This is a genomic window from Bradyrhizobium sp. (genome assembly GCF_049519115.1).
GTDB lineage: Bacteria > Pseudomonadota > Alphaproteobacteria > Rhizobiales > Xanthobacteraceae > Bradyrhizobium.
Genome location: NZ_JBEKRB010000013.1, coordinates 45,379 through 58,234, shown reverse-complemented (window position 1 = coordinate 58,234; position 12,856 = coordinate 45,379). Strand labels below are relative to the sequence as shown.

The following is a 12,856-nucleotide window of genomic DNA, read 5'->3' as shown; positions in this document are numbered from 1 at the left end:
TATACGGCCGTTCGCGGGAATGACAATCCACCGGCAGTTATGACTGGGGCAAATATCAACGGCCTGATCGGGCCATCGCTTCTACGGATTCAACGCATCACGACGTCAGCCTGGTGCCACAAGCGTTATTGAGGTGGCATGGATTTAAGGCTTCGGCCCGTTCAAATGGACGTTGCTTCAAAGCGGCGCTCGATATGGAACGACTTCGCCGTTACGAGCCATGTCCCGGCAATCAGGTGGTATGAAAGATAGTCAACGTAGAGCACGTCGTCGATACGGACACGAACCTTGATGAGCGCTTGCGACGACGACGCAACATCAATCAAGAGAATTTCCTGCTGACGCGGTGCATTCTTCGACTTGGGCGAAGGACGCGAAGAAAGCAGCCTGCGATACTCGCCTGCCGGCAGCACGCGGACCTGACCGTCCTGCACACCGTGCAACTGGGCTGTAGGGGCAAAAACGGCGTCGAACCGGTTTAGATCCCCATCATACATCATTTCGAGATATTGGCTTGCGGCAGCTAGCAGCGCGCCGTGGGCTGTCGTCTCAGTCATCTTTAGGCTCCGGTAGCGATTGGGTGTGATGAGAGTGTCGCACCGAAGCAGCAAGCAGGTCCTTGCGAAATGTGCTAGATTAAGTCGCTAAAACGCAACAAATAGCCCATTTGATACCCTGCGCTGTGTGGATATGCCAAAATATACTTTTGATGCGCTTGATCGCCGGATCATCGCCGAGCTGCAGGCCGATGCGCGCCTCACCAACGTTGAACTCGCCAAGAAAGTCGGTCTATCCCCGTCTCCCTGCCTGAGGCGGGTAAAGCGCCTGGAAAAGGCAGGGGTCATCGAAGGGTATCGCGGCCTGTTGACCCGCGAGCGGGTTGGTCTCGGCATGACAGTATTTATCAGCATCAAGATTGAAGGGCATGCGAGCGAGGGCGCCGACGACTTCGTGTCTGCCGTCAGTGCCATGGCCGAGGTCATTTCCTTCCATCTCGTGTCTGGTGAAACAGACTACCTTCTGGAGGTCGTGGTGCCGGACCTCGCTCACTATCAACGCTTTCTCCTGGATCGCTTGCTCAACATGCCGATCGTGCGAGAGGTAAAAAGCAACTTCGTAATACAAACACACAAAGCCGGCGCACCCATGCCCCTCGATCACCTGGATTGAAGTGTCTTGGTCGCTCACGATAATTGGCTGAGGCTTTGCCCCTTTCGGCTTTTCTCTTAACCGCGAATGCCACAAGGCAACGGAGACGACCGCTATTCAGCTTGGATGTTGGCGTCCTTGATGATCTGCTTGTACTTCACCATTTCTTCCTGGATGTATTTCGCGAAGTGATCGGGAGTAGAACCGATCGGCTCAAACCCGAGTGACGCGAACTGCTCCTTGACGTCTGGACGCTCGACGAGCTTGGCGACTTCAGTTTGAATCTTCGTCACGAGTTCGACGGGCAATCCCTTCGGCGCCCATATCCCGTACCAGGACGCAAAATCGAGATCCTTCATGCCGGACTCGGCAACCGTCGGAATTTCGGGCGCGATCGCGATGCGCTTCAAGCTGGTAATGGCGAGCGCTTTGATATTTCCCGCCTTCGCCAGCGGCAACGAAGACACCATGGGGTCCGCAATAAGCTGCACCGTGCCGCTCATGAGATCGGTCAACGCGGGGCCTCCGCCCTTGTAGGCGACGACCAGCGTGTTCACTCCGGCATCGCGCTTGAGCAATTCGATCGCCAGATGACCGGCTGAACCGAAACTCGACGTCGCAAAGGTATATTTTCCTGGATTCTTGCGTACTAGGTCGAAGAATTCTGCCAGCGTGTTGGCCGGCGCCGTCGGTGTCGTGCTGACGAGAAGCGGTCCGGAGGCGACGAGCGTGATCGGCGTAAAATCCGCAACGACATCGTAGGGAATGGTCTTACGCAAAAACGGCGTCACGACGTGGATCGAAGCGGTCAGCATCAGGGTATAACCGTCGGGATTGGCTCTGGCCACGTAGCTCGCACCGACGATGCCGCCGACGCCACCCGCACGATTTTCAACGATGAAACTTTGACCCAGGGCCTCCGTGAGTTTCTGCGCAATAATGCGCGCCACCCCGTCGACCGAACCACCGGCAGGATACGGCACCACAATCGTAACCGCCCGGCTTGGATAGGTGTCGGACATGACGGGCGCCGATCCAGATCCGAAAAGGACGACAGCCATCACCGCCAGGACACGCAAATATCTCATTGAAGGATCCTCTCAGCTCTCGCGTTAGAAGGTCCCCGGATAGCTTCCCCCGTCGATTAAGATATTTTGGCCGGTGATCAAACCGGCATGCGCGGAACAGAGAAACGGGAAATAGGCCCCGAGTTCTGCCGGGCGACCAAAGCGTTTAGCCGGATTGGCGGCCGCGCGTTCGCGCCATATCTGATCGAAGGACTTGCCGCCCGGCTCACGCATGCCCTTGATGTGCCGGACCTGCGCATCGCTGTCAAAAATACTGGGGAGCAGATTGTTGATGGTGACGTTTCGCGCGACCGTCTGCCGTGACAGCCCGGCGACAAAGCCGACCAGGCCGGAGCGAGCGCCGTTCGAAAGGCCGAGTTCGGACTGCGGGATTTTCACGCTGCGCGAGACGATGTTGACAATGCGGCCAAAGCCACGTGCCATCAAGCCGTCGACCGTCGACCGCATCATTTCGATTGGGCTCAGCATCATTGAATCGAGCGCCGCGATCCCGTCCTCCCGCGTCCAGTGTCGGAAGTCGCCGGGAAGCAGACCGTCGGCATTATTGAGCAAAATGTCCGGCTCTGGACAGGCGGCGAGCGCATCAACGCGGCCGTCTACGGTGGTGATGTCGCCCAGCACCGGCGTCACATTGACGCCCGTGGCGGCGCGAATTTCTTCGCAGGTGGTCCGCAAGACATCACGGGTCCGCGCGACGATCGTAACGTCGACACCTTCCCGGGCAAGCGCCATTGCGCATGCCTTGCCTAGACCACGGCTGGCGCCGCTCAGGAGAGCCTTCCGGCCGCGGATTTCGAGGTCCATATCTGGCTTTGAGCGCGTGGTTAAGGCTGGGATGGTCGATGCGATTTGAGCTTTTAGCCGTATCGCTTGTCAAGGCCGCGTTGCTGACGACAGGGACGACGTGGTGATAGCTCTTGAGCCGACTTATCCCAGATTTCGGAACGGCGGCGCGGCCGAAAACTACCGCGGTTCGATCATCTAATCCGTGCAAAGCGTGGGCGGAGTCCATGCAGCGATGGGTGGCAGCGGAGCGTTCCAGCGCTCAATGTCTACCAGCGCGCTGAGGGCGCTTGGGCCTTGGGTCAATCGGGATGTGCCTATATCGAGCGTCAGCACATTCGGATTGCCATGCCGCTCAGGATCGCCTGCAGCCTTTGCCGGGTCATACCAGGCGCCGGTCGCCATCATCACGACGTGTGGCGAGAGTGCGGGATCAACACGGGCCGCCGCAAGGCAGGCTCCGCGATCGTTAAACACGCGAACAACATCGCCGGTTTTGATGTTGCGTTGTTGGGCGTCCTCTGGGTGGATTCGGATCTGCTCACGTCCGTGCACTTTGCGGCCGCGCGACACCGACGCCGGGTCCATCTGGCTATGCAAACGATCGCCCGGCTGGTGCGTGACCAGATGCAGCGGCCAGCGCGCCGCCGAAGCGTCCCCGAGCCACTCCGTCGGAGCAAGCCATGCGGGGTGCGACGGGCAGTCGGCATAGCCGAAACTCGCGATCGTTTCAGAAGCGATCTCAATCCTGCCGGAGGGCGTCCCAAGTCGATGAAGCTGCGGATCGCGCCGAAACTCGTCGAACAATACGAAGTCATCGGCAGGTAACGGCAGGTCGGCAAAGCCTTCCGTCCAGAACGAATCAAAATCCGGAAGCGCTACGTTCTTTTTGATAGCCGCGGAGTGCATGCGTTGATAGATCCAACGGCACCACGCCATCTCGTCGCGGCCTTCGGTGAACGCTTCCTCATAACCGAGCCGGGAAGCGAGATCGCTAAAGATATCGAAGTCGTTGCGGGATAGGCCAACGGGCGCGATCGCGCGATGCATCGCGAATACGAAGGTATCGCGCGACGATCCGCCGACGTCATTACGTTCAAGCGAGGTCGTCGCTGGCAGCACGATATCCGCATGTCGCGCGGTCGGCGTCCACCAGCTGTCGTGGACGATGATTGTTTCCGGTTTCTGCCACGCTCGCCGCAGACGATTGAGATCCTGATGGTGATGGAACGGGTTGCCGCCGGCCCAGTAAACCAACCGAATGTCCGGATAGATCGAGGTGCGACCATTGAATTCATAGGAGCCGCCAGCCTCCAGCAGCATGTCGGCTACGCGGGCAACCGGGATAGAACAGTTTGCCGGATTGGGCGGTGTGGAGATTTCCGGGCCGGGCAAATCCATCCGCGGTACACCGACGCCGTTCAGAGAACCGTGGCCGAACGCAAATCCACCCCCTGGCAAACCGATGCCCCCAAGCATGGCCGAAAGCGCGATCGCCGCCCAATAAGGCTGCTCACCGTGATGTGCGCGCTGCAAAGACCAGCTACAGGTAATCAGACTGCGCGTTTCCGAGGCGCGTCGCGCCAGATCGCGGATTGTGCCGGCATCGATACTGCAAATGGCGGCAGCCCAGTCCGCATCCTTTGCCGTTCCGTCTTCCTGGCCCATAAGATAACGCCGCAGCACGTCAAAGCCGGTGCAATAGCGGTCCAGGAACACAGTATCGTGCCGTCGTTCGACGATAAGCGTATGCGCCATTGCGAGCATCAACGCGGTATCGGTATTCGGACGAATTGAAAGCCACTGGGCGCCGAGAAAGCCGGGTGCGTCGGAACGGGTCGGGCTAATGACGACAAATTCCACTCCCGCCGCCTTCGCCCGACCGAGCCACGCTTCCAGAACGTGTGAACCGGTCCCTCCCGACGTGACCTGGCTGTTTTCAAGGCGCAGCCCACCGAATGCGAGGACCAGGCGAGTATGTTTGACGACCGAGTTCCAATCGGTCACCCGGCCCGTCACTGGCTGAAACGTACCGATGACATGCGGCAGCAAAAACTGCGCTGCACCCCAGCTATAGTTTCCGACCTGATCGACACAGCCGCCGCCGTGAAAAAGAAAACGACGAACCAGCGTTCGGGCGTGATGTAGTCTGCCTGCAGACGACCATCCGTAAGAGCCACCGAAAATGGCCGTATTGCCAAAGGTGCCACGTACCCGCGTCAATTCGCTGGCGACAAGGTCGAGCGCCTCGTCCCAGTCCACTTCATAAAAACGATCCGCGCCGCTGCGCGGCCTCCCCTCCCGCCAGCCTTCGCGGATCGCCGGACGGGCAATCCGCAAGGGCGAGTGCAACATCTCTGGAATCGCGGCAAGCATAGGCGATGGCAAAGCATCCCGCGCGAAAGGTTCGCACCCGATAACGCGGCCGTTCTCCACCAAGGCAGTGAACGCGCCCCAATGTGCCAAGGAAGGAAAGCGGCCGATGGTCATCGGCTGGAGTTCCGCCGAATGCAAAGTCGAAAGACGCCGCAGATCAAAGGTGCCAACTCACGAAAATGCCGCCTTGACCCGTTCGGGCGAGAATGGCACGCGCCGGATACGCACCCCGGTGGCATCGAAGATGGCATTGGCAATCGCCGCTGCTACGGGGCGTATCGACGGTTCGCCGGCGCCGGATGGCGGAATCTCCGGATAGTTAATCAGCACCACGTTGACTTCGCCTGGCGTCTCGGTGATGTCGAGGATCGGATAAGTGATCCAATCGACGCTGGTCACGGCGTTGCGGTCGAAGGTTACTTCCTCCCATAGCGCGCGGCTGACGCCCTGCACGATATTGCCTTCGACGCATTTCACCAGTCCGTCCGGATTGATGATCTGCCCGCAATCGTGCGCCACTGTGAATTTGCGCGCCCGGATCTTGCCGGTACTACGGTCGACATCGACTTCGGCTATCACGGCGACGCGGGTGCCGTTGCGCTGGGCATAAGCAATCCCTCGGCCGGATACTTTGTTGCCTGTCTGGTCACGGCGCGGCGACGGCCGCGTGTCCCAGTTGGCTTTCTCCGCAGCCGCTTTGATAATGGCGATATCGCGGGGCTCCTTGATATGACGAAGGCGGAATTCGATCGGATCAACGTTCACTGCCGCCGCCACCTCATCGATAAAGGACTCGCTGGCGAAGTGGATCTGCGGTCCGACCGGATCGCGCAAATGCGAGGTGCGAAGCGGCGATGCGCGGTCAAGCAGCGGAGGAATGGTCTCCCAGGCCAATCGTTTGTTCGCAATAGCGTAAGATTCAGCCGGCACACCGAACCCGTCACCGGATTTCAGAGCCACACCCAGGGTCTGCCCGGTCAGCGTGTCCTGCGGCTTGCCGCCGTTGGTATCGACGTCCACCCGAGAAAACGCCTTGCTTGTGAACTCGTAGGCGATGACCTCGCCGGCGGCGTTGAGACCAGCCTTCGCGATGTGGATCGAGGCCGGCCCCTTCGGATCCCAGCCGGTACCCTGGTTGCGCATATATTGCAGCCGCACCGGACGTCCCACGGACTTGGCGAGCACAGCAGCGTCCATCGCGCAGTCGTCGGCGTCGTTGCGGCCGTAGGAGCCCGGACCAGGTTTGAAGATGACGTGCACCTTCTCGACGGGCACTTGCAATATGTCAGCCAGTCCATTCTGCACGAAATGGGATTTTTGCGTGCCGCTCCAACACGTGACGTCACCGTCCTTGATCTCAACCAGTGAGCAGGCCGGCCCCATACTGGCATGCGACTGGAATGGCCATTCATATTCGGCTTCGATCACCCTGGCCGCCGATTTGAAAGCCGCGTCGACGTCGCCATTCTGCTGTTCCACCACGCGTTTGCGCACGGGCGCTTTACGAATGTGGTCGTGGAGCGAAGCCTGGTCCGGAAACGGTGGCGTCTGCGCCGACCATTCGACTTTCAGTGCTTCGGCGGCCTGAATTGCATCCCATTCCCTGTCGGCAACCACGCCGAGGAAACCCTGATTCCAGATCACTTTGACACCCGGAATGCTCTTGATCGTGCTGTCGTCGACCTTCACCGGCACCGCGCCGGCCACCGGAGGCCGGATCATCCGGCCGTGAACCATATCCGGGACCTTGATGTCGGTCACGAAGTCTTCCTGACAGAACACCTTCGGCGCGATGTCCTCGCGTTTGATTGGCTGGCCGACGATTTTGTGTTCGCTCGGCTTCTTGGGCTGTGCCTTGCCGGGCGCGTACAGCGCGTTGCCAACCTCCTTGTTCCAGGCGAGCTGAACGTTAAAATACTGTCCGCCGATCAACTGCGCATAGGAAACGCGCTTCGATGGATCGTCGGCAACGCTGACGACGCCGTCGTTGACAACGAGCCGTTCGACCGGTGCCGATAAGGACGCAGCGGCCATCTTGAACAGCACGCGCCGCGCTTCCGCCGCCGCCACGCGCATCTGTTTGCCGCCGAGTTGAATGCCGGTCGAGCCCGAGGCGCCACCTTGGTTCACCGATGTCGCGGTATCGGCCATGTAGACCCTGACGCTCTTGAACGAAACGTCGAGCTCTTCCGCGACGATCTGGCCAATCGCGACATGCAGCCCATGGCCCATATCCATTTTGCCGAAATACGCCGCGATGCGGCCGTCGGCGTTCACGGCGATGTAAGATGAAAGCTGGTCGGGCGTCAGCGGCGGCTTGGCGCCTTGCGCATAGGCCTGACCGATCGACAGCACGGTTTCGAGCGTGACGCCGGCGCCGATCGATACCACCAGCGCGCCGCCACCGAGCAGAACCGAGCGGCGGGCGAGTGAAGAGATTTGTTCGAATTTTGTCATGGCGGCCCCCTTAGCCCATCATCGCAGCGGCACGCTTGACCGCCTTGAGGATGCTGATGTGGGTCCCGCACCGACACTTCAGTCCGGACAGTGCCTCCTGAATCTCGGCCCCGGTCGGTTTCTTCTTGTCACGCAAGAAGGCGGCTGCGGTCATCAGCCAGCCATTGATGCAGTAGCCACATTGCGGCACCTGCTCCTCAACGTAAGCTGTCTGCAGCGGATGCGGCTTCTCCGGCGTGCCCAGGCCGGCGAGAGTCACAACCTTGGCTTCACCGACCGCGGACAACGGTGTCACGCAGGATCGCGTCGGCTGCCCGTCGAGGTGCACGGTACAGGCGCCGCATTGCGCCAGTCCGCAGCCGAAATGGGGATTGTTGAGACCGACATCGTTGCGCAAGGCATAGAGCAACGGCATATCCGGATCGGCATCTATCGTATGAATCTGGCCGTTGACGTTCAGTTTGAAGGGTTGGTTCATAGCGGGCAGCTCCCTTGATCTCGGGGCGGTGGATTACGTCCTACCGTTCCGTCGCGGTATTCCGCGAATGCGTCGTTACCCGACGCTTACGGGCCTGATGCTATCCCTGTAACCGGAATTTGAAAATGGCCCAAAAAGGGAAACGGTCCGAGCAGAATCGTTTTTTCATAACAGGGGTAGCGTCGATATCGTAGCTGCGAGGCATGCCCGATGTAGACGGCCACACTGCAAGCAGCTAGCTTTGCAGTGGGCTACAGGAACGATCGATGGCGATCGGTAACGTTCCTGGCTCAAGGGAGGTTGGCATGACCAAGAACCGCGATATGCGTGGTGAAGGTTTGGAGCCCGCTGCCGGCAACGGCTTGATCAACCGCCGCGCGCTACTCGGGCGCGGCATGATGATCGCGGGAGCAGTGGGGACGGGCCTTGGCGGAGCGTCGGCGTCCGCCGGCGCCGAACCGCTGACGGAAGAACCATGGAGCCTTGAATTCGGGGACCGCACGCCACCTTATCAGGTGCCGTCCAAGTTCGAGGCAAAGGTTATTCGCACGCTGTCGAATCCCAAGCACGAACTGCGCAATTCTCATTCACGCACGCCACATCATCTTCTCGAGGGAATAACCACCCCGAATGGGCTGCATTTCACCATCAATCATGGTGGAATACCCGCAATCGATCCAGACAAACATAAGCTCGTGATTCATGGGCTTGTTAAACGACCACTTGAATTCTCGGTCGAAACACTTTCCCGCTATCCCATGATTTCACGCACGACGTTCGTCGAATGCGGGGGCAACAGTGCCCCGATGTTCTCTCCGGAACCACTCCAGGAAACCGTGCAGGCGCTGCACGGGCTCGCTTCCTGTGCGGAGTGGACCGGCGTCAAGCTATCGACCTTGCTTGAGGAAACCGGCATAGACCCCCGCGCAAAGTGGCTTATCGCCGAGGGCGCGGACTCGCCCCGTCTGAGCCGCAGCGTGCCGATGAAGAAGGCGTTGGATGACGCGATGATCGCGCTTTACCAAAACGGCGAGCGCCTGATGCCCGGCAACGGCTACCCCGTGCGGCTCTTGCTGCCCGGTTACGAGGGCAACATGAACGTCAAGTTCCTGCGCCGCCTCAAGCTGGTCGAGCAACCTGCGTTCAGCATGTACGAGTCGCGGACCTATGCGCCGATCCTGCCTAACGGCAAAGCCTATCGATTTTATTTTCTGCAGGAGGTCAAATCCTTCATCACCTTCCCTTCGCACGGCCATGTATTGAAGGAGCCAGGCCTCTACGAGATTTCCGGCATTGCTTACTCCGGAACCGGCCGGATCGAGAAGGTCATGGTGTCCGCGGACAGCGGCCAAAGCTGGGCTCAGGCTGCCCTTCAGGAGCCGGTGCTGAGCAAGGCCTTTACCCGTTTCCGCCTGCCATGGCGTTGGAACGGAGGCCCGGCCACGTTGCAAAGCAGAGCATGGGATGAATCAGGTGAGGTTCAGCCGACCCGGGGTGAATTCATCGTCGCACGCGGCGAGTTGGCGAAACCACCGCCTGTTCTGGGCTTCAACAATCAGCACTACAACTCGATCACCAGTTGGGGCGTTGGAAGCAACGGCGAGGTCAAGCATGTTTACGTTTAAGCACGTGATCTTCGTTGCCTCAGTATGCATGGTTTCGATGGGGAGTGCCTTGCTGGCCGAAACACCCAATCGTGGCAAGCCAGTCGATGAGGCCACCATCGCTCCGTGGGACATCAGCATTTTGCCCGATGGCACCGGATTGCCGAAAGGCAGCGGCACGCCCGCGCAAGGCGCTCCGATTTTCGCCGAGAAATGCTCAGGCTGCCATGGCGAAAACGGCAAAGGCGGCGAAGCGAACGCGCTGATCAGCGATCGTGAGTTGATCGGCATTAGTGCCGCACAGAAAACCATCAAGAATTTCTGGCCGTATTCGACGACGGTGTTTGACTTCATCCGTCGCGCCATGCCGTTTCAAATGCCGCATTCGCTCACGGACGACGAGGTTTATGCGCTCACGGCCTACATTCTGGCAGGCAACAAGTTGATCGGCCCGGACGATGCGATGGATGCACAAACACTGCCGAAGGTGAAGATGCCCTATCGCGATAACTTCATCTTGCGATTTCCGGACCGCATCTAGGTTCAGGAAAGTCAAAACTCAATCGTGAGCCAATCGTTCGGCATTTGGTCGAACATTGTTGCCCTCAGCCAGGCACGAGGTCACTAGTCGAGAATTGCAGGAGGACATATGGTCCAAAAGCGCGACGTTCCCGGCATCAAACGCTACGACGCCCCGGCGGGCGGATGGGGGGCCCTCAAAGCTACCGCGATCGCCATTCGTGACCAGATGGACGTGGTCGAGGCGCCGCTGACGCTGCTGCACATGAACAAACCTGACGGCTTTGATTGCCCGGGCTGCGCATGGCCAGACAAGGAGCATACCTCCACTTTCCAGTTCTGTGAGAACGGCGCGAAAGCCGTAACCTGGGAAGCGACCAGCAAGCGCGTCACCCCGGAGTTCTTCGCCGGCCACACCGTCACCGAGCTATTGACCTGGAGCGACTTCCACCTGGAGAACGAGGGGCGCCTTACCGATCCCATGGTCTATGACCCAGGGACCGATACTTACCAGCCCATCGAATGGAATGAGGCCTTCGCGCTGATCGGCGAGAAGCTGCGCGGCCTTCCAGACCCCAATATGGCCGAGTTCTATACCTCGGGCCGCGCTTCCAACGAGGCCGCTTTTCTCTTCCAGATCTTCGCGCGCGAGTATGGCAGCAACAATTTCCCCGACTGCTCGAACATGTGCCATGAGGCGACGAGCGTCGGTCTGCCGCACTCCATCGGTATCGGCAAGGGTACGGTGTCACTGGAGGATTTCGACCATGGCGAGTTGATCATCGCCATGGGCCACAATCCGGGCACCAATCATCCGCGTATGATGGGCACTTTGCACGAGGTCTCGCGCCGTGGCGTACCGATCATCGTGTTCAATCCGCTCCGGGAGCGCGCGCTCGAGCGATTCACGGATCCGCAGAACCCGATCGAAATGGGCACCTTCGGCTCAACGCCCATTGCGTCCACCTACTACCAACCAAAGGTCGGTGCTGAAGGGCATCATGAAAGCGCTGATCGCGAAAGATGACGTCGCGGGCGACGTGCTCGATCATGCCTTTATCGCCGAGCACACCAACGGTTTTACTGCGTTCGCGGCCGATCTGCGCGCCACGCCGTGGGAACAGATCGAGGCCATCTCCGGCTTCACCCGCGCGCAGCTTGGCGAGGTCGCCGCCGCCTATGCCCGGTCCAACGCCACCATCATCACCTACGGCATGGGCATCACCCAGCACAGCCGCGGCACCGGCACTGTGCAGCAGATCGCAAACCTGCTGCTACTACGAGGCAACTTCGGCAAGCCTGGCGCCGGCATCTGCCCGTTGCGCGGTCACTCCAATGTGCAGGGTAATCGAACCGTCGGCATCACCGAAAAGCCCAACATTCCGATGTTTGAGGGTATCGAACGCACTTTTGGCTTCAAGCCGCCGCCGCATCACGGCCATGACTCGGTGGCTGCGATGGAGGCGATCGACGATGGCCGATCGAAGGTCTTGATCTGTCTCGGAGGCAATTTTGCCGTGGCGCTGCCCGACCCGCAGCGTTGCCAAGCGGGCATGCGCAAGCTCGATCTCGCCGTGCACCTGGGTACCAAGCTCAACCGCTCGCATCTCCTGATCGGCAAGCAATCGATCATCCTGCCGGTGCTGGGGCGCACCGAGCGCGACGTCCAGGCGAGCGGGCCGCAGGCCATCACGGTGGAAGATTCCATGTCGATGGTGCACGCTTCGCGCGGCAGGCTCAGCCCGGCCTCCGAGCACCTTCGTTCGGAATCCGCCATTGTCGCCGGCATGGCGATAGCGACCTTGCCGGCGAGCAAGGTGCCTTGGGCCGAGCTGATCGCCGATTACGACCGCATCCGCGACGCCATCGAGGGCGTATTTCCCGATTTCAAGGATTACAACCAGCGCATTCGACATCCCGGCGGCTTTCGCCTGCCGCTGCCGCCCACCGAGCGCAAGTGGACGACGGCTTCCGGCAAGGCCGAATTCTTCATCTTTAATGGCCTGGAGGAGGACCCGGCTGTGACCGACAAGACTATCCTCAAGCTCACCACCATCCGCAGCCACGACCAGTACAACACCACGATCTATGGGCTGAACGATCGCGATCGCGGCGTATTCGGGCGGCGTGACGTGCTCTTCATGAATGAGGCGGACCTCGCCGGACTTGGTTTTGCGCACGGTGATCTCGCGGAGATCCGGACCGCCCTGCCCTCGGGTGAACCGCGGCGTCTCAGCCTCACGGCCGTCGCCCATGACATCGCGCGCGGGTCAGTCGCCGCCTATATCCGGAAGCAAACGGGCTCGTACCACTCGACTATTACGACAAGGAAAGCGGCACGCCATCGTACAAATCAGTGCCGGTGCGCATCCACCGAGCCGCCTAAGACCGCGCAACTCCTA

9 protein-coding genes and 1 pseudogene are annotated in these 12,856 nt (G+C 60.0%); 4 read left to right on the top strand and 6 right to left on the bottom strand.

Features of this window, described 5'->3' with window-relative positions:
* Positions 1–161 precede the first annotated feature (161 nt).
* Positions 162–557, bottom strand: coding sequence for a nuclear transport factor 2 family protein (locus ABSE61_RS12795; protein WP_423871477.1), 396 nt, complete (start codon positions 555–557; stop codon positions 162–164).
* A 133-nt stretch (positions 558–690) separates the two neighbouring features.
* On the opposite strand from ABSE61_RS12795, the gene ABSE61_RS12790 reads away from it, so the two are divergent.
* Positions 691–1,170 (top strand): Lrp/AsnC family transcriptional regulator, encoded by a 480-nt coding sequence (locus ABSE61_RS12790; RefSeq protein WP_423871541.1) that lies wholly within the window; start codon positions 691–693, stop codon positions 1,168–1,170.
* Positions 1,171–1,262: 92 nt separating this feature from the next.
* On the opposite strand, the gene ABSE61_RS12785 is transcribed toward ABSE61_RS12790, so the two are convergent.
* The 5 genes from ABSE61_RS12785 to ABSE61_RS12765 form a co-directional block, all read right to left on the bottom strand.
* The gene (locus ABSE61_RS12785; RefSeq protein ID WP_423871476.1) at positions 1,263–2,237 is read right to left on the bottom strand and encodes a Bug family tripartite tricarboxylate transporter substrate binding protein; all 975 of its coding nucleotides are present in this window, start codon (positions 2,235–2,237) and stop codon (positions 1,263–1,265) included.
* Between the two features lie 24 nt (positions 2,238–2,261).
* A complete protein-coding gene (locus ABSE61_RS12780) occupies positions 2,262–3,041 on the bottom strand; it encodes an SDR family oxidoreductase (RefSeq protein WP_423871475.1) in 780 nt (259 codons plus the stop codon).
* A gap of 177 nt (positions 3,042–3,218) precedes the next feature.
* Entirely contained in the window at positions 3,219–5,510 is a 2,292-nt protein-coding gene (locus ABSE61_RS12775) for a molybdopterin guanine dinucleotide-containing S/N-oxide reductase (protein ID WP_423871474.1), read from the bottom strand.
* 57 nt (positions 5,511–5,567) lie between these two features.
* A complete protein-coding gene (locus ABSE61_RS12770; RefSeq protein ID WP_423871473.1) occupies positions 5,568–7,853 on the bottom strand; it encodes a xanthine dehydrogenase family protein molybdopterin-binding subunit in 2,286 nt (761 codons plus the stop codon).
* A 10-nt stretch (positions 7,854–7,863) separates the two neighbouring features.
* Positions 7,864–8,331 carry a (2Fe-2S)-binding protein gene (locus ABSE61_RS12765; protein ID WP_423871472.1) on the bottom strand — a complete coding sequence of 156 codons (468 nt, stop codon included), beginning with the start codon at positions 8,329–8,331 and terminating at the stop codon, positions 7,864–7,866.
* Positions 8,332–8,636: 305 nt separating this feature from the next.
* Here ABSE61_RS12765 and soxC point away from each other — a divergent pair, with 305 nt between their 5' ends.
* The 3 genes and pseudogenes from soxC to ABSE61_RS12750 all read left to right on the top strand — a co-directional run bounded on the left by soxC (position 8,637) and on the right by ABSE61_RS12750 (position 12,840).
* Complete coding sequence (soxC, locus tag ABSE61_RS12760) at positions 8,637–9,956, top strand: sulfite dehydrogenase (protein ID WP_423871471.1); 1,320 nt, start codon at positions 8,637–8,639, stop codon at positions 9,954–9,956.
* Positions 9,943–10,476: a c-type cytochrome gene (locus ABSE61_RS12755; RefSeq protein WP_423871470.1), complete on the top strand. Its 534-nt coding sequence runs from the start codon at positions 9,943–9,945 to the stop codon at positions 10,474–10,476. The genes soxC and ABSE61_RS12755 overlap by 14 nt, the downstream gene beginning before the upstream one ends.
* A gap of 108 nt (positions 10,477–10,584) precedes the next feature.
* Positions 10,585–12,840: pseudogene (locus tag ABSE61_RS12750) on the top strand (FdhF/YdeP family oxidoreductase).
* Positions 12,841–12,856: the final 16 nt, after the last annotated feature.